General features: G+C 68.9%; 13 protein-coding genes and 1 pseudogene. 10 read left to right on the top strand and 4 right to left on the bottom strand.

The genetic code is table 11. The annotated features are described in order from the left end of the window. Positions 1-88: 88 nt before the first annotated feature. Together AC07VL_RS26465 and AC07VL_RS26460 are read right to left on the bottom strand one after the other, a co-directional pair. Positions 89-448 (bottom strand): annotated as a pseudogene (locus AC07VL_RS26465) (GDP-mannose 4,6-dehydratase); the annotation flags it as partial. Next, on the bottom strand, positions 448-1,752 hold the full coding sequence (locus AC07VL_RS26460; protein ID WP_494808493.1) for a nucleotide sugar dehydrogenase: 1,305 nt from the start codon (positions 1,750-1,752) through the stop codon (positions 448-450). The pseudogene AC07VL_RS26465 and the gene AC07VL_RS26460, both read right to left, overlap by 1 nt. Positions 1,753-1,970: 218 nt before the next feature. On the opposite strand from AC07VL_RS26460, the gene prsT reads away from it, so the two are divergent. Genes prsT through AC07VL_RS26445 form a run of 3 tightly spaced genes read left to right on the top strand, consistent with a single transcriptional unit; the run spans position 1,971 to position 7,999 of the window. Then, entirely contained in the window at positions 1,971-4,745 is a 2,775-nt protein-coding gene (gene prsT, locus AC07VL_RS26455) for an XrtA/PEP-CTERM system TPR-repeat protein PrsT (protein WP_494808492.1), read from the top strand. 3 nt (positions 4,746-4,748) lie between these two features. Continuing rightward, positions 4,749-7,232, top strand: coding sequence for a hypothetical protein (locus AC07VL_RS26450; protein ID WP_494808491.1), 2,484 nt, complete (start codon positions 4,749-4,751; stop codon positions 7,230-7,232). After that, positions 7,229-7,999, top strand: a complete 771-nt coding sequence (locus AC07VL_RS26445) for a S1 family peptidase (RefSeq protein WP_494808490.1) — start codon at positions 7,229-7,231, stop codon at positions 7,997-7,999. The genes AC07VL_RS26450 and AC07VL_RS26445 overlap by 4 nt, the downstream gene beginning before the upstream one ends. 4 nt (positions 8,000-8,003) lie before the next feature. Here AC07VL_RS26445 and AC07VL_RS26440 read toward each other — a convergent pair whose 3' ends face one another. Then, positions 8,004-8,750 (bottom strand): N-acyl amino acid synthase FeeM domain-containing protein, encoded by a 747-nt coding sequence (locus AC07VL_RS26440; RefSeq protein ID WP_494808489.1) that lies wholly within the window; start codon positions 8,748-8,750, stop codon positions 8,004-8,006. A 199-nt stretch (positions 8,751-8,949) separates the two neighbouring features. Beyond that, positions 8,950-9,573, bottom strand: a complete 624-nt coding sequence (locus AC07VL_RS26435) for an XrtA/PEP-CTERM system exopolysaccharide export protein (protein WP_290608050.1) — start codon at positions 9,571-9,573, stop codon at positions 8,950-8,952. Positions 9,574-9,805: 232 nt separating this feature from the next. Between AC07VL_RS26435 and AC07VL_RS26430 the strand changes: the two genes are divergently transcribed. The 7 genes from AC07VL_RS26430 to xrtA all read left to right on the top strand — a co-directional run. Next, positions 9,806-11,335, top strand: coding sequence for an XrtA system polysaccharide chain length determinant (locus tag AC07VL_RS26430; RefSeq protein ID WP_494808488.1), 1,530 nt, complete (start codon positions 9,806-9,808; stop codon positions 11,333-11,335). A gap of 20 nt (positions 11,336-11,355) precedes the next feature. Further along, the gene (locus AC07VL_RS26425) at positions 11,356-12,192 is read left to right on the top strand and encodes an XrtA-associated tyrosine autokinase (RefSeq protein ID WP_494808487.1); all 837 of its coding nucleotides are present in this window, start codon (positions 11,356-11,358) and stop codon (positions 12,190-12,192) included. Continuing rightward, entirely contained in the window at positions 12,170-13,720 is a 1,551-nt protein-coding gene (locus AC07VL_RS26420) for a TIGR03016 family PEP-CTERM system-associated outer membrane protein (RefSeq protein WP_494808486.1), read from the top strand. Before AC07VL_RS26425 ends, AC07VL_RS26420 begins: the two co-directional genes overlap by 23 nt. A gap of 9 nt (positions 13,721-13,729) precedes the next feature. After that, the gene (locus AC07VL_RS26415; RefSeq protein WP_494808485.1) at positions 13,730-14,593 is read left to right on the top strand and encodes an XrtA system polysaccharide deacetylase; all 864 of its coding nucleotides are present in this window, start codon (positions 13,730-13,732) and stop codon (positions 14,591-14,593) included. Further along, positions 14,593-15,705, top strand: coding sequence for a FemAB family XrtA/PEP-CTERM system-associated protein (locus AC07VL_RS26410; protein ID WP_494808517.1), 1,113 nt, complete (start codon positions 14,593-14,595; stop codon positions 15,703-15,705). Before AC07VL_RS26415 ends, AC07VL_RS26410 begins: the two co-directional genes overlap by 1 nt. 15 nt (positions 15,706-15,720) lie before the next feature. Beyond that, positions 15,721-17,022: a TIGR03087 family PEP-CTERM/XrtA system glycosyltransferase gene (locus tag AC07VL_RS26405; protein WP_494808484.1), complete on the top strand. Its 1,302-nt coding sequence runs from the start codon at positions 15,721-15,723 to the stop codon at positions 17,020-17,022. Further along, a partial coding sequence (gene xrtA, locus AC07VL_RS26400) for an exosortase A (RefSeq protein ID WP_494808483.1) occupies positions 17,019-17,993 on the top strand: 975 nt, incomplete at its 3' end. The genes AC07VL_RS26405 and xrtA, both read left to right, overlap by 4 nt.

The following is a 17,993-nucleotide window of genomic DNA, read 5'->3' as shown; positions in this document are numbered from 1 at the left end:
TGCGGGGGCCGCCAGCCTGTCCGTCGCTGGCATTGGGCTCGCCACGGCCGGCCGGCGCGGCGGCGGCGGTATCGACAGGGCCGGGGCCGCCGCCGCAGGCGCGCGCGCAGGCTTGCGGGTCGCGGATGTCGCCCTCGATGAAGGTGAAGCGCCGCCACGCGTCTTCGCCCACGCTGGCGCGCACCTGGTCCAGATTATGGCGGTGGCCCGTCATGAAATTGTCCAGCCCGCGCACTTCCTGGCCCAGCTTCAGCAGGGTTTCCAGCAGGTGCGAACCGATGAAGCCAGCCACGCCCGTCACCAGCCAGCGCCGCGGCGCCTGCTGCAGCTGCGCGCAGGCGCGGCCATACGCACTCTGCGCAACAGGCGATCCAGGCGATCCTGGCAAGCCAGCCAGACTGCCAGCCTGAACACAGCCCGCAGCGGCCTTGCCGTCGCCGGCCGCCATCACAGCCGCCACACGTGCAGGCCGCCGTCCTGCAGGGGACGGGGGTCGAAGTGCGACTTGATGTCGATGAAGCAGCCGTTTTCCAGCACCTTGGCCTGGAAGTCGCCCAGGGGACGGGCCAGCAGGGCCTGGTGCGAGACGGCGCTGATGATGGCTTCGGCCCGCGGCAGCTGCTCCCAGCTCTCCAGCGACAGCCCGTATTCCTCCAGCGCCTCGCGCCCGTCCGCGACGGGGTCGTGCACATGCACCTGCACGCCGTATGATTGCAGCTCGTGGATCATGTCGACCACTTTCGAGTTGCGCAGGTCCGGGCAATTTTCCTTGAAGGTCAGGCCCAGCACGTTCACGTGCGCGCCCTTCAGCTTGAAACCGGCGCGCACCATTTCCTTGATGGTCTTTTCCGCCACGAACTTGGCCATGCCGTCGTTGATGCGGCGCCCGGCCAGGATCACGTGCGGGTGGTAGCCCAGCATTTCCGCCTTGTGCGTCAGATAATACGGGTCGACGCCGATGCAGTGGCCGCCCACCAGGCCGGGCCGGAACGGTAAAAAATTCCATTTCGTGCCCGCCGCCCGCAGCACTTCCAGGGTGTCGATGCCGATGCGGTCGAAGATGATGGCCAGCTCGTTCATCAGGGCGATGTTCAGGTCGCGCTGCGTGTTCTCGATGACCTTGGCCGCTTCCGCCACCTTGATGCTCGAGGCCCTGTGCACGCCCGCCTCGACCACGCCTTCGTACAGGGCCGCCACCCGCTCCAGGGTGGCGTCGTCGTCGCCCGAGACCACCTTGCGGATGCTGTGCAGGGTGTGGTCCCGGTCGCCGGGATTGATGCGTTCGGGCGAAAAACCCACGTGAAAGTCGTGCTTCCAGCGCAGGCCCGAGTGCTGCTCGAGGAGGGGAATGCAGATTTCCTCGGTGGCGCCCGGATACACGGTCGATTCGTAGATGACGATGGCGCCGCGCCGCATGTGGCGCCCGACGGCGGCGCTGGCGCCGGCCAGGGCGGAGAAATCGGGATTGTGCGCGCTGTCGACGGGCGTGGGCACGGCCACGACGATGAAGTCGGCCTGCTCCAGCTCGGCGGGATCGCAGCCCACGCTCAGCCACTGCGCCGCCAGCAGCTGTTCATGGCTGACCTCGCCCGTGGGATCGACGTGGCGGCGGTAGCTTTCCACCTTGCGGGCCGACAGGTCGAAGCCGATGGTGCGCCGGCGCGCGCCGAAGGCGACGGCCAGCTGCAAGCCCACGTACCCGAGTCCCACCACCGCCACCACGCCGTCCTTGCTGACCACATTGCTGTCCATGATATGCGCTCCGTAGGGTTGCGGCCTGACTGTCGCCGTCCGGGAAATTCTACGGTCGCAAAAAGGGCCATTCTTGAGCGGGAACAAGAAACACGGCGCGGACGGCGGACGGCACGCCGCCATCGGGCCGCCTGTTGAGCGCCATCAAGGAGGCCGGCGGCCATCTTTTTAAGCTAGGCCATGCCCATTTCCCGTGCGCGCCGCAACCGGAGACTTCCATGGCCCGACCCCTTGCCCATCCCTTCCCCGCCGCCCTGCTGTGCTGCGCCCTGCTGCTGCCCGTGCTGACGGCCTGCCACGGCACGCAGAACAGCGAAACCCTGCTGGCGGACGCCCAGATGTACCGCCAGAAGGGCGAGGCGCGGGCCGCCATCATCCAGCTGAAGAATCTGCTGCAAAAGGAACCCGACAACGCCGCCGCGCGGCTGCTGCTGGGCAGCGTCTACATCGACACGGGCGAAGCGCTGTCGGCCGAGAAGGAGTTGCGCAAGGCCAAATCGCTGGGGCTGTCGCAGCAGCAGGTGATGCCCCTGCTGGGCAAGTCCTGGCTGATGCTGGGCCAGTTCGACAAGGTGCTGGCCGAGGTCGCCGACGATGCGGCCCAGCCGGCGGCCGTGCAAGCCCTGCGCGGCGAAGCCCTGCTGGCCCTGGGCCGCAAGGACGAGGCGCGCAGCCTGTACGCGCGCATGCTGGAAGGCCATCCCGGCCAGGTGGAAGCGTTGCTGGGCCTGGCGCGCATCGCCGCGCTGGAGCAGCAGGTGGCGGCCGCCGAACTGCTGCTGGCGCAGGCGCTGAAGGCGGCGCCGGCCAGCCTCGACGCCTTGCGCCTGCAGGGCGACCTGCAGCGCCTGCAAGGCAAGGACGCGGCGGCGCGCCAGACCTACCTGCAGATCCTCAAGCTCAAGCCGGAGCACACCCAGGCGCACATCGAACTGGCCAACCTCGACATCGCGCAAAACCGCTATGCGGACGCGGCCGCCCAGCTGGCGTCGGCGCGCAGGACGGCCCCCAACAGCCTGGGCGTGCTGCAGGCGCAGGCCCTGCTCGATTTCCGCCAGGGCAAGAACAAGGCGGCCCTGCAATCGCTGCAGCTGGTGCTCAAGGCGGCGCCCGAGCACATGCCGTCCATCCTGCTGGCGGGCGCCGTGCAGCTGGCGCTCGGCTCGCCGCAGTTGGCGGAAGGCTATTTGCAGCGCTTTCTGGCCGTGTATCCCCAGCACCTGTATGCCGTCAAGATGATGGCTTCCATCGAGCTGATGCGCGGCAAGAGCGACGCCGCCATCGAGCGGCTGCTGCCCGTGCTGAACGCCTATCCCGACGACGTGGAACTGCTGTCGCTGGCGGGCGAAGCGCAGCTGCGGGCGCGCCGCTACGACAAGGCCGCGGCCTACTTTGAAAAGGCCAGCACCCTGGCGCCGGACACGGCCAAGCTGCACGCGGCGCTGGGCGTGAGCCGCCTGGGCATGGGCGAAAACAGCCGCGCCGTGAGCGAGCTGGAGCGGGCCAGCGTCCTCGACAGGAACACGCCGCAGGCCGGCACCATGCTGGTGATGACCTTGCTGCGCGACAAGCAGTACGACAAGGCCTTGGCCAGCGTCAAGCAGATGGAACAGCAGCAGAAAGGCACGAATCCCCTGTTGCTGAACCTGAAAGGCGGCGTCTACCTGGCCTTGCGCGACTTGCCGGCCGCGCGCGCCAGCTTCGAGCAGGCGCTGGCCATGGACCCCGTCTACCTGCCCGCCCTGAGCAACCTGGCGCAGATCGACCTGGCCGAGAAAAAGCCGGAACAGGCCAGGCAGCGCTTCGAGCGGGCGCTGGCAAAGGCGCCGAAGAATGCCGACCTGTGCACCGCGCTGGCCAAGCTGGCCGTGTCGCAGGGCAAGCCGGACGAGGCGCGGCGCTGGCTGGAGCGGGCCCAGCGCGACAATCCGGACGCCGTCGGGCCGGCGCTGCTGCTGAGCAATTTCTACCTGGCGACGGGCGCGGCGGACAAGGCCCTGCAACTGGCGCGCGCCCTGCAGATGGGCCATCCGGGCGACGCCGGCGCGCTGGCCCTGCGCGCGCAGGTGGAATACGGCGCCGGCCAGGCCCAGGCCGCACTCGACAGCTACAACCAGCTGGCCAGCATGCAGAACGGCTCGGCGCCCCTGCAGATGCGCATCGCCGGCCTGCACGTGGCGCTGGGCGACCATGGCGCCGCACTGCAGGCCGCCAGGCGGGCGCAGGCGCTCGACCCCGCGCTGCTCGAGGCGAGGATCATGGAAGTGGCCATGCTGCTGGCCCTGAACCGCCAGCGCGACGCCCTGGCCGTGGCCCGCCAGGTGCAGGAGCAGCAACCGCGGCTGGCGGCCGGCTACAAGCTCGAAGGCGACGTGCTGATGGAACAGAAGCAGCCGCAGCAAGCCGTCAAGCTGTATGAACGGGCCTTGCAGATCAGCAAGATCGGCCCCCTGCAAGTGCAGCTGTACCGCGCCCTGCAGGCGGCCGGACAGGCACCGGAAGCGGACGCGCGCATGGCGGCCTGGCTGAAGGAACATCCCGAGGACGTGCCCACGCGGATTTACCTGGCCGGCACCAGGCTGGCGGCCGGGCAGTACCGCGCCGCCATCGAGCACTACCAGCACATCGTCGCCAAGGAGCCCGGCAACGTGGCGGCCCTGAACGACCTGGCCTGGGCCTACCAGCAAGAGAAGGATGCGCGCGCGCAGGCGACGGCGGAACAGGCGCTCAGGCTGGCGCCCGCCAACCCCGTCGTGCTCGACACCCTGGGCTGGATCGTGCTGCAGCAGGGCGACGTCAAACGGGGCACGGCCCTGCTGCGCCAGGCGGCCGGCCTGGCGCCGACAGCGCCGGATATCCAGTACCACCTGGGCGTGGCCCTGCTCAAGTCGGGCGACAGGGGCGGCGCGCGCAAGCAACTGGAACAGCTGCTTGCCGCCAACAAGGCGTTCCCGCAGCGTGCCGAGGCGCAAGCCTTGCTGAGCAAGCTCTAGGCCATGCGGGCGCACGCGGCCTTGCCCAGCCTGGCGGCGCGGCCGCTGGCCCTCGTGGCGGGTGCGGCCTGCGTGCTGGCCCTGCGCAACTATCCCCTGGGCCATGGCTGGCCCTGCCTATTGTTCGCCGCCCTGCTGCCCGCCTATTTCCTGCTGCTGTGCTGGCGCCCCGCCAGCTGGCTGTTCTGCCTGCCTGCCCTGCTGCCCGTGCTGGACTTGGCGCCGTGGACGGGCTGGTTCTTCCTCGAGGAAATCGACGTGCTGCTGCTGCTGACGGTGGCCTGCGGCTACTGGCGCCTGGGCGACCCTGCGCAGCGGGCGGCGGCGCGGCTGGCGCCCGCTGCCTGGCTGTGCCTGCTGCTGTGCAGCCTGGCCTGGCTGGCGGCCCTGCTGCGCGGCCTGCTGCCGCTGGCGCCCGTGGACCTGAATGCCTGGGATAATTATCTGAGCCCGTATAACAGCTTGCGCCTGGGCAAAGCCTGGGCCTGGAGCCTGCTGCTGCTGCCCATGCTGCTGCGCGACGCGAGCGCGCGCGCCCTGTGCCGCTATGCGCTGCCGGGCATGCTGGCGGGCCTGGCCATGGTGGCCCTGTTCGCCCTGTGGGAGCGGGCCGTGTTTCCCGGCCTGCTGAACATGTCCAGCGACTACCGCATCACGGCGCCGTTTTCCGCCATGCACACGGGCGGTGCCGCCCTCGACGGCTACCTGGCCCTGAGCCTGCCGTTTGCCGCCCTGTGGCTGGCGCGTGCCCGCAGCCGCTGGCAGGGCGCGCTGGCCTTGCTGCTGCTGGGCCTGGCCCTGCATGGGGCCCTGGCCACGTTTTCGCGGGGCCTGTACGCGGCCATGCTGACCGGCGTGCTGCTGTTCCTGTGGCAGGCGCTGGCGGCGGGACGGCGCGCGTCACCGTCGCGGCACGGCCCGCCGCCCTGGCGGGCAATGCTGCTGGGCCTGCTGCTGGCGGGCGCAGGTGCCGCCCTGCTCCTGTCTCTGTTCCACCTGGCCGGCTACCGGGGCCTGGCGGCGGCCGTCGTGCTGCTGGGCGCCAGCTTCGTGCTGGCGGCGCGGCCGCTGCCGTGGCGCCTGGCGCCGGCCAGCGTGCTGTGCGCCCTGTGCCTGCAAGCCGTGCTGGCCAGCTGGTGGCCCGATCCGGCCGGCCATGCGGCGGCGGGCTGGCTGAAGGGACCGTATTTCCTCTTCCTGCTGGCTTGCGTGCTGCTGGCCGGCGCCCTGTGGCCATCGGGCGCCGGCGCCGCGCCACGCCCGGCGCGGCTGGCCCTGGCCATGCTGGCGTGGACCTTGCTGGCCTGCAATCTGTGCTGGATAGGCTGGCACTGGGCGGGTAGCCGGGCCCTGGCGCCTGCCGGCCTCGTCGTGCTGCTGGCCCTGCTAATGCTGGGCAACGGGCGCCTGCGCCCGCCCCTGTGGCGGCTGGACCGGGCCAGCGTGGGCATCGCGGGCGCGGCCGGCATGCTTTTGCTGCTGGCCATCCCCGTCTCGGCCAGCTATTACGCCAGCGAACGCTTCGCCACCACGGCGTTCGACATGCACGGCCGGCTGCGCCACTGGCAGCAGGTGCTGGCCATGCAGCCGCCCGGCTGGGCCAGCCGCCTGTTCGGCATGGGCCTGGGCAGCTTTCCCGCCACGTATTACTGGCACAATCCCCTGCGCGAGGTGCCGGCCAGCATCAGCTACGCCGACGAAGCGGGAAACCGCTACGTGCGCCTGGCCAGCCCCGGCTACAGCGCGGGCTATGGCGAGCTGCTGCGCCTGCTGCAGCGCCTGCCCGTGCAGCCGGACACGCGCTACACGCTGGAGCTGGACGCGCGCCGCCGCGGCGCCATGCCCGCGCTGCAGGTGCGCCTGTGCCAGCGGCAACTGCTGTATGCGCAAAACTGCGTGGACATTCCCCTGCGCCTGCCCGCACCGCCGCCGGGCACGCCGCCGGCGGCGTGGCAGCACGGCGAAGCCGCCTTCGACAGTGCCTGGCTGGGCGCCGGCCCCTGGCTGCTGCGCCCACCCGTGCAGCTGGAGCTGGCGGCCAGCGGCACGGCGACCTCGTCGGTGATCGACATCGATAACCTCAGCCTGCGCGCGCCCGGCGGCGAGGAATTGATCGCCAACGGCCAGTTTTCGCAGGCAAACAATTACTGGTTTTTCAGCAGCGACCACCACCACCTGCCGTGGCACGTGAAAAACCTGGCGCTGCACCTGCTGGTGGAAACGGGCTGGTGCGGCGCGCTGGCCATGCTGGGCCTGTTCAGCCTGGCCAGCCTGCGCCTGCTGCGCCAGGCGGGACAGGCCGGCCCGGTCCGGCACGGCGCCCTGGCCTGCGCCGCCGCGCTGGCCGGCTTTCTCGTCGTCGGCCTGTTCGACAGCCTGCTCGACGTGCCGCGCATCGCCCTGCTGTGCCAGCTGACGCTGCTGTGCGCGCTGCTGCAGGACGTGGCACCCGCCGCCTCCCCACCCGCCGAAAGGGCATCCCCATGACCGCCATCCCATCCACCGTCCTGTTCTGCCTGGGCCTGCTGCTAGCCGGCGCCCCCTGCCGCGCCGACGATGCGCTGGCGCAAGTCGTCGCCCGCGTCAAGCCATCCATCGTCGGCGTGGGCAGCCTGCAAAAGACGCGCACGCCGCCGCTGCAGTTCATCGGCACGGGATTCGCGGCGGGCGACGGCCTGAGCGTGCTGACCTGCGCCCATGTCATCCAGAAACTGCTGGACGCCAACCCGGACGAAGTCATCGGCATCCTCATGGGCCAAGGCCAGGCGGCGCAATTTCGTCCCGCCAAGGTGCTGGCCGTCGACATGGAGCACGACCTGGCCCTGCTGCGCCTGGCGGGAACGCCGCTGCCCGCCCTGGCGCTGGGCGATGCGGGCGGCGTGCGCGAAGGGCAAGCCATGGCTTTCACGGGCTTTCCCCTGGGCGTGCTGCTGGGCCTGCACCACGTGACGCACCGCGCCACCGTGTCTTCGCTGGCGCCCGTGGTCATGCCCAGCGAAAATGCGCAGCGGCTCGACACGCGGCGCCTGGCGCAGCTGCAAAAATCGCCCTACACCGTGTTCCAGCTGGACGCGACGGCGTATCCGGGCAGCAGCGGCAGCCCCCTGTACGATCCTGCCACGGGCGTCGTCTACGGCATCGTCAACATGGTCTACGTCAAGGGCTTGAAAGAGACGGCCATCAGCGCGCCCAGCGGCATCACGTATGCCATTCCCGGCAGCTACATGCAGGAACTCTTGCTGAAAAATAAATGAGGCATCAGTCGCGCCCCTGCCGCAGGCGGTCGGTAATGCCAGGCTCATCCCATGTTGGAAAAAAAAAGGGGTAAAACGACCGTTCACCCCCATGCTGTTCCATCAGGCCGCCGTACTTGCGGATCTGGGCGCCCATGTAGTCGAGGTCCAGCCGCAGCAGCACGGCCGGCGCCCCCACGCGCGTACACTCGCGCTCGCCGCCGAAGTCCTTGAAACCGAGCATGCGCTTGTAAAACACCACGTGGCGCGGATTGACTTCGATCACGTAGTCAGTAAAGCCGTGGATATTATGGGCATAGATATAAGAAATATGAATCAGCGCCGCGAACACCCGCTTGCTCACGCCCTTGTCGATGGCCAGGCGCGACGGTTCGCACAGGCGCCGTCCCTGCTCGCGCAGGTCGTCGAGCTTGTCGCGGAAGTTTTCATCGGCGGGCAAGCCCGTCTCGTCGTTGTCCAGGCACAGGGTCATGGTGCCGACGGTGGTGCCCGCCGTTTCCGCGAACAGGGTGATCTTGTTGAGCGCATGCGCGATGCCGGGATCAACGGCATAGCCGCGCCAGCCGTACATCTTGCGGATCAGCAAACTGGCCGCCTCGCGCCGTCCGCGCGAATTGGCCATGCGGATATGGAAGCGCTGCAGGTCGAGCTCGTGCTCCATGGCCGGATCGATCTGCCCTTCGCCCACCACCAGGTCGTTGAATGTGCCCGGCGTGTCGAAGGAAATAATGGGTTCATCTTCAAAGCTCATCTTGTCCTCACGTTCATCGGCCGCCGTCGAAACGGACTGAAGCCAATGCCTTGTGACAAGCAAAAAACTGGAGAAGTTCCCGTTATCGCTTAAAAAAACAAAAGAAATTTACGTTTTCATAGCAAAATAGCACGCTGAAATTTGCCCGCAAGTACAAAATGACAAATATAAGTGCTGTTTTGACAGCCTGCCATCGCGCCTAGAAAAAGCTTTCCGGGATCAGCAGGACATCGCCGGGCCGCATCATGACGTTGGCGGAAATATCGCCATCCTTCAGCAGGTCGTCGAGCCGCACGCGCAGCTGCTGCTGCGTGCCTTCGCGCACGCGGATGATGCTGGCCTTGTTGCCGGCGGCAAAATCGGTGACGCCGCCCACGGCGATGAGCACATCCATCAGAGACATGCCCAGGCGGTATGGCAAGGCCTGCGGCTTGGCCGCCTCGCCGATGACGCGGATCTGCTCGCCATACGGTCCCGAGAAATTCGTCACGATCACCGTCACCACGGGCTGCTGGATGAACTTGCCCAGGGCTTGCTCGATGTCGCGCGCCAGCTGCGTCGACGTCTTACCGCTGGCGGCCAGGTCTTCCACCAGCGGCGTGGTGATCTTGCCATCGGGCCGCACGGCCACCGTCAGCGACACTTCCGGGTTGCGCCAGACGATGATGTTGACGGAATCGCCCGGCCCGATCAGGTAGTCGTGCATGGGCGCGCTGTCGTCGGCGGGCGCCAGCGGATAGCGCGTGCGGCAGGCACCCAGCAGGCCGGCGGCGCCCGCCAGGACCAGCGTGTTGCGTAGGAAGACACGGCGAAACGGGTTCATGCGGAGCCTCTTCGGGTCGATGGCGCGTGCGGCCGCGCAGAAGCAGCCTGGGCCGCGAACTTCCTATGATTATTAAAACGCGGCAAGGGAACCTTGAGGCGTATCAAGAAGCAATCATCTTGGGAAATCTTGCTCAGCAGTCGCCCTATACTTTGCTTACTTAACAGGCAATATCCGCACCGCAAGGACGGGCGTCCCCGCCCGTCCGGCACCGTTACCTGAAGGAAGCGCCATGGAGGAATTGCTGCAGCAACTGCTTTCCAGCCTGAAAGGCATCTGGAAATACCGCTGGCATGCGCTGCTGGTGGCCTGGCTGGTGGCCATCGGCGGTTTCATCAAGGTCAGCAGCCTGCCCGACGAATACCAGACGCGCGCGCGCGTGTTCGTCGATACGCAAACCATCCTCAAGCCCCTGATGGCCGGCATGACCAGCGTGCCCAACGCGGAGCAGCAGGTGGCCATCATGAGCCGTACCCTGCTCAGCCGCCCCAACGTGGAGCGCGTCATGCGCATGGTCGACCTGGACCTCGACACGCGCACCGTGCGCGAGCACGAGGCCCGGCTCGACGAGCTGATGAACAACATCAAGATCACCGGCACGAATGCCTACGACATCTACACCATCAGCTACAGCGGCGGCGACCCGAAACTCGTGCGCGACGTCGTGCAGAGCCTGCTGACCATCTTCGTCGAAGGCAGTTTCCAGGGCAAGAAGGGCGATTCGCAAAAGGCGGTGCAATTCATCGACGAGCAGATCAAGAATTACGAGGACAAGCTGAGCGCGGCGGAAAACCTCGTCAAGGAATTCAAGATCCGCAACAACCTGCTGCTGCCGCGCCAGGGCATCGACTATGGCAGCCAGCTGCTGATGTCGTCCGATAGCCTGAACAATGCCAAGCTGGAACTGCTGGAGGCGGAACAGGCGCGCAAGGCCATCCAGAGCCAGATCGAGGGCGACGAGCCCGTGCTGGACCTGGAACCGAACGCGGCAGCCATCACCAATCCGGAACTGGACGAACGCATCGCCTCGCTCAACAAGAACCTCGACAGCCTGCGCATGCAATTCACGGAGCTGCATCCCGACATCATCGCCTCGAAGCGCCTGATCGCCCAGCTGGAAGAGCGCAAGATCGAGGAAAGCAAGCTCAAGGCCGCGTCCGGCGACCCGGGCAAGAACTACAGCCCCATGCTGCAGCAGCTGAAGGTGGCCCTGACGGAGGCGGACGCCAAGGTGGCCGCCATCCGCGCCCGCGTGCAGGAATACGGCGCGCGCAACGAGCGCCTGCTGGCACAGAGCAATGCCGTGCCCGAGGTGGAGTCGCAGCTGGCCCAGCTGAACCGCGACTACATCATCAACAAGGAAAACTATGAAAAGCTGATCGGCCGGCGCGAGGCGGCCAAGCTGTCGGGCGAACTCAGTTCCACCACCGACATGATGGCCTTCAAGATCATCGATCCGCCCACGGTGCAGTACAAGCCCGTCGGCCCGAACCGCCTGATGCTGTTCAGTGCTGCGCTGGGCGCGGCCCTGGTGGCGGGCATCGCCACGGCCCTGCTGATCAGCCAGGTGCGCCCCACCTTCCTCAGCCCGGCCGAGCTGCGCGACGCGACGGGCTTGAACGTGCTGGGCACGGTATCGATGAACTGGACGGCGCAGCAGCAGGTGCGCCGGCGCCGCGCCCGCTACGCCTTCGGCGCCTGCCTGGGCAGCCTGTTCCTGCTGTACGGCGGCATCATGACGGCCGTGCAGCTCAAATTCTAGACCACGCCACGGGAGCGACGATGAGCAGCAAGGACGGCGACAACGGCAGGCAGGAGCCTGTCATCCTGGGCGTGGCCGAGGCCAGCGTGCCCTACGGCACGGACGCCCCATCCGCGGCGGCGCAGCTGTCGCCCCGATACCGGCCCCTGAACCTGGCCCGGCTGCAGGAACAGGGCATGCTCACGCACGACGGCGGGCGCAGTTCCGTGGCCGAGGATTTCCGCATCATCAAGCGCCCCCTGCTGCGCCTGGCGCGGGCCGGCGGCGCCGAGGCCATCCGCCACGGCAACCTCGTCGTCGTCACCAGCGCCATGCCCGGCGAGGGCAAGACCTACTGCGCCGTCAACCTGGCCATGAGCATCGCCATGGAAATGGATATCACGGTGCTGCTGGTCGACGCCGACGTGGCGCGCCCGTCCGTGCTGAAAGTGCTGGGCCTGGCGCCGGAACCGGGCCTGATGGACGTGCTGCTCGACCCGCAGCTGGCCATGGCCGACGTGATCCTGAAAACCAACGTGGCCAACCTGAGCATCCTGCCCGCCGGGCGCAGCAACAAGCATGCGACGGAACTGCTGGCCAGCCGCGCCATGAACCGCCTGCTGGCCGAGATCGCCAGCCGCTACGCCGACCGCATCGTCGTCTTCGACTCGCCGCCCCTGCTCATCACCAGCGAAGCGCACGCGCTGGTGGGACAGATGGGGCAAGTGGTGATGGTGGTGGAAGCGGAAACGACGACCCAGCACGCCGTCAAGGAGGCGTTGCGGCAGATCGAATCGTGCGAACACATCCACCTGATCTACAACAAGACCAAATCGTTCCCCGGCAACGATTATTATGGCTACGGCAATTACGACTAGGGGCCGCGCGCCGCTGTCCCTGCCGCCGCTGACGCTCCTGCCGCTCCTGCCCCTGCTGCTGCCCCTGCCGGCCCTGGCCGTCGACTGGCTGGTGCAGCCGTCACTGCGCCTGCGCGAAACCTATACCGACAACGCCCTGCGCGCGCCGGGCGGCCAGGCGCAGTCCGACTTCATCACGGAAATCGCCCCCGCCATCGCCCTCATCGGCAACGGCCCCCGCCTGCGCGTGCACCTCGACTACAGCTGGCACAAATTCCTCTACGCGCACCGGCCCGGCACGGACCAGCATCAGCTGAACGCCTCGGCCGACGCCGAACTGGCGAAGGACTGGCTGTTCGTCGACGGCACCGCCAGCATCAGCCGCAGCAGCATCTCGCCGTTCGGCCCGCAGGTCATCGACGAGCTGCCGGGCACGACGAACGAAAGCACCGTGCGCGCCGTCAGCATCAGCCCCTACCTGCGCCACCGCTTCCGCGGCCTGGCCACGGCCGAGCTGCGCTACACGCGCAGTGCCGTCACCAGCGGCGGCGGCCTGCTGTCCATGCACAGCGACGAGGTGGCGTTGCGGCTCGCCGGCGAGCCGCACGGCGGCGGCTGGAGCTGGAACGCCAGCCACGACGCGCGCCGCACGCGCGACAGCAAGGTGGCGCCGCAGCGCATGGAGCGCAGCAGCGCGGGCCTGCGCTACCCGTTCAGCAGCAAGTGGGCGGCCACGGCCAGCGTGGGCACAGAAAAGGAAGGCTACGACACGACATCGGACAAGGCGCCGCAGGGCCGCTTCTGGTCGCTGGGCGGCACGTGGACGCCGTCGCCGCGCACCAGCGTGGCATTCAGCACCGGCAGGCGCTTCTTTGGCCGCACCTACAGCCTGGACGCCCGCTTCCTGCAGCGCCAGACCAACTGGCAGCTCAGCTACGGCGAAGACATCACCACCATGCCCGCGCAATTTCTGCGCCTGGGCAACAGCGACGCGGCCAGCCTGCTCGACCAGCTGTGGCGCGGCCTCTTCCCCAACGACCTGGAACGACGCCTGCGCATCGACGCCTTCCTGCGCTACGCCGGCGGCCTGGGGCCGGAGCTGGGGGCCATCAATTACTTCAGCCACCGCTATTTCCTGCAAAAGCAGCTGAGCCTGACCGTCGCCCGCGCGACGGCGAAGAGCACGCTGCTGGCCGGCATCACGGCCGTCGACCGCACGGCGCAGACGAGCAGCGGCATCGACAGCGTGCTACTGCCCGGCGTGGACCTGGGCAGCGAAGACCGCACGCGCCAGGTCGGCACCAACCTGGGCTGGACCTGGCAAGCCTCGTCGCGCAGCAGCGTGAGCCTGAATGCGGGCGTGGCCACCGTGCGCTCGCTGAGCGTGCCCCGGCGCGACAGCAACGCCACCGTCTCGGCCGGCTACAGCCGCACCCTGCAGCGCAAGATGACGGCCAGCATCGACGTGCGCCACACGCGGCATACCAGCAGCCGCGGCGGCGATTACCGCGAAAACAGCGTCAGCGCCACGCTCGCCATGCGCTTCTGAGGAGCCGCCATGCCAGACCACGCCACCCCGCCCGCCCCCGTGCGCAACGCGCTCACCATCGACGTCGAGGATTATTTCCAGGTATCCGCCTTCGCGCCGCACATCGCGCGCGCCGACTGGCCCCGCCTGGAATGCCGCGTCGAGGCGAATATCGAGCGCATCCTCGCCCTGCTGGCGCGCCGCCGCATCCACGCCACCTTCTTTACCCTGGGCTGGATCGCCGAACGCTATCCCGCCATGCTGCTGCGCGTGGCCCGGGCCGGGCACGAAGTGGCCAGCCACGGCTATGCCCACCTGCGCGCCAGCGCACAGTCCCCGGCCCAGTTCGCCGACGACGTGCGGCGCAGCAAGGCCATCCTGGAACAGCTGACGGGGCAGGCCGTGCTGGGCTACCGGGCGCCCAGCTTTTCCATCGGCGCGGCCAACCTGTGGGCCTTCGACGTGCTGCTGGAAGCGGGCTACCGCTACAGTTCCAGCATCTACCCGATCCGCCACGACCATTACGGCATGCCGGAATCGCCCCGCTTCGCCTGGCGCCCGCGGGGACCGCAGGGCTTGCTGGAACTGCCCGTCAGTACGCTGCGCCTGCGCGGACGCAACCTGCCGGCCGGCGGCGGCGGCTACTTTCGCCTGCTGCCATATGCACTGTCGCGCTGGCTTTTGCGGCGCATCAATTCGCGCGACGGCCAAGCTGGCATATTCTATTTTCATCCCTGGGAACTCGATCCCGGCCAGCCACGCCCGTCCGGCCTGAGCGCCAGGACGCGCTTTCGCCACTACCTGAACCTGGGCCGTATGGAAGCGCGGCTGGCGCGCCTGACGGACGACTTTGCCTGGGACCGCATGGACCGCATTTTTCTGGAAAACACATGATGCACGAGGCCAGCCTGCCACCCGACCGCCCCGCGCCGCCACCCGCCGCGCAGGCCGGCGCCATCACGGTGCGCTCCCTGCCGCCGCAGGCCCAGGCGCATGCGCGCTGGGATGCCTTCGTCCACGCCAGCCCGGACGCCACCTTCTTCCACCGCGCCGGCTGGCAAACCGTCATGGAACAGGGCTTCGGCCACGACAGCCATTTCCTGTATGCCGAGCAGGATGGCCGCATCGCCGCCGTGCTGCCGCTGGCGCACCTGCGCAGCCGCCTGTTCGGCTCCGCCCTCGTCTCGCTGCCGTTCTGCGTGTACGGCGGCATCGCCGGCGCCAGCGCGCCAGCGCGCCAGGCGCTGGACGCCGCCGCGCAGGCGCTGGCGCGGCGCCTCGGCGTGGGCCACCTGGAATACCGCTGGCGCGAGACCCGGCAAGGGAGGCCGGACGACGCCCAGGCGGGATGGCTGCACCAGCCCCGCTACGCCACCTTCCGCCGCGTCCTGCACGCGGATGCCGAACAAAACCTGCTGGCCATCCCCCGCAAGCAGCGCGCCGTCGTGCGCAAGGGCATGGCCAACGGCTTGCACAGCGCCATCGACTACGACCTGCAGCGCTTCTATCCCCTCTACGCGGCCAGCGTGCACCGGCTGGGCACGCCCGTCTTCGCGCGCCGCCATTTCGCCCTGCTGCGCAGCGTGTTCGGCGACGCCTGCGACATCCTCACCGTGTACGCGGGCCAGGAGGCGCAGGCCAGCGTGCTGAGTTTCTATTTCCGCGACGAAGTGCTGCCCTACTACGGCGCCGGCAGCGTGCTGGCGCGCGGCTCGGGCGCCAACGACTTCATGTACTGGGAAGTGATGCGCCGCGCAGCCGCGCGCGGCTGCCGCCTGTTCGATTTCGGCCGCAGCAAGCTGGGCACGGGCGCCTACGACTTCAAGAAGAACTGGGGCTTCGCGCCGCAGCCCCTGCCCTACGCCTGCCGGCTCGTGCGCGCCACGGCCTTGCCGGACGTCAATCCCCTGAATCCGAAGTATGCGCTGTTCATCCGCGCCTGGCGCCGCCTGCCGCTGCCGCTGGCCAACCTGCTGGGGCCGCACATCGTGCGGCAGCTGGGCTGAATGACGGGACACCCCATGCGCGAACTCCTGTACCTGGTGCACCGCCTGCCGTATCCGCCCAACAAGGGCGACAAGATCCGCTCTTGGCACATGCTGCAATACCTGGGCCGGCATTTCCGCGTCCACCTGGGCTGCTTCATCGACGACGAGGACGACTGGCAGCACGCGAAGGCTGTGGCCGCCCTGTGCGCCAGCACGCGCTTCATCGGCCTGCGGCGCGGCGCGGCCCGCTGGCGCGCGGCGCGGGCCCTGCTGGCGCGCCAATCCATGAGCGTGCAGTACTACCGCGATGCGCGCCTGCTGCAATGGGTCGATGGCGTGCTGTCGGGCGGCAAGGTACGCCACGCGCTGGCCTATTCCGGGCCCATGGCGCAATATCTCGACGGCAGCGCGGGACGCCACCTGCACCGCGTCATCGATTTCGTCGACGTCGATTCCGACAAGTGGCGCCAGTACGGCGACAGCAAGCCCTGGCCCCTGTCGCAGCTGTACCGCCGCGAAGCGCAGTTGCTGCTGCAGTACGAACGCCACATCGCCCAGCAATTCACGGCCGCCAGCTTCGTCTCGCCGGCCGAGGCGGCCCTGTTCCGCCAATGCGCCCCCATGGCGCGCCGCAAGACGGGGCATTTCTGCAACGGCGTCGATGCCGCCTACTTCGCGCCCCTGCCGCCGCCCGGCGCGGACGCGGCGGCGCCCGGCCCGTACGCAGCCGGCGCGCAGGTGCTCGTGTTTACGGGCGCCATGGATTACTGGCCGAACATCGACGCCGTGCAATGGTTCGTGCGCCGCGTCTGGCCCGCCCTGCGGCGCGAGTTTCCCCAGCTGCAGTTCCATATCGTCGGCAGCCGCCCGGCGCCCGCCGTGACGGCACTGGCCCGGGTGGCCGGCGTGACGGTGACGGGCCGGGTGCCCGACATCCGCCCCTACCTGGCCGGCGCGGCCCTGGCCGTGGCGCCCCTGCGCATCGCCCGCGGGGTGCAGAACAAGGTGCTGGAGGCGATGGCCATGGGCAAGATCGTGCTGGCCTCGCCGCAGGCGCTGGAAGGCATCGCCGCCCAGCCCGGGCTGGAACTGCTGCTGGCGCGCAACGACACGGAATTCATCCACCATGCCGCGCGCGTGCTGCGCAGGCACGGCGACGGCGCTGCCGCCACGGGCGCGGCCATCGGCGCGGCGGCGCGCCAGCTGGTGCTGCAGGACCATGACTGGGAAAAGAACCTGCGCGGCCTGGGCGCCATGCTGGGCTTGCCGCCGGACGGCAGCGGCGCGGCCGGCAGCGCGGCCAGGCCCGTGCCGGCACGGGAACCGTCCCCATGAACGTGCGACTCGACAGCATCGGCCGCCTGGCCACGCCCCCCGCCGCGACGGGCGACGCCAGCCAGGGGCTGGCCGCCCTGCTGCTGGTGCTGGCCGCCGTCGTGCTGCTGTACCACGCCACGTTCTGGTCGATGGTGGAGCTATGGTCGCGCTCGCAGACCTTCGCCCACGGCTTCCTGATCGTGCCCATCAGCGCCTGGCTGGCCTGGCGCCGCCGCGCCCAGCTGGCCGCGCTGGCGCCGCGGCCGTCGCCGTGCGGCATGCTGCTGCTGGCCCTGCTGGGCCTGGCCTGGCTGCTGGCCGACGCCGCCAACGTGCAGGTGGTCGAGCAATATGCGGCCACGGCCATGCTGCCCGCCTGCGTGCTGGCCATCCTCGGCTGGACGGCCGTGCGCCTACTGGCCTTTCCGCTGGCCTACCTGTTCCTGGCCGTGCCGTTTGGCGAAGTCTTCCTGGAACCGCTGATCGACTTCACGGCCGCCTTCACGGTGACGGCGCTGCAATGGACGGGCGTGCCCGTCTTTCGCGATGGCAACAATTTTTCACTTCCCAGCGGCAACTGGTCGGTGGTGGAGGCGTGCAGCGGCCTGCGCTACCTGATCGCCGCCCTGGCCCTGGGCGCCCTGTTCGCGCACCTGCGCTTCCACAGCACGCGCCGGCGCCTGGCCATCCTGGCCGCCGCCCTGCTCGTGCCCATCGTCGCCAACGGCGTGCGCGCCTACCTGATCGTCATGCTGGGCCACCTGAGCAACATGCGCCTGGCCGTGGGCGTCGACCACCTGGTCTACGGCTGGCTGTTCTTCGGCGTCGTGGCGCTGCTGCTGTTCTGGCTGGCCGCGCGCTGGCGCGAAACGCCGGCCCGGCGCCCGTCGCCGCCCCCGCCTGCCTGCCCGGCGCAGGCGCGCCGGCCCGCCCTCGTGCGCGCCAGCCTGGCCTGCCTGCTGCTGGCCGCCCTGTGGCCGGCGCTGTCG

The sequence above is a fragment of the Janthinobacterium sp. GW821-FHT03C08 genome, assembly GCF_059420905.1.
Note: the sequence above shows the minus strand (reverse complement) of the source record. Positions and strands in the feature narration are given on the sequence as shown.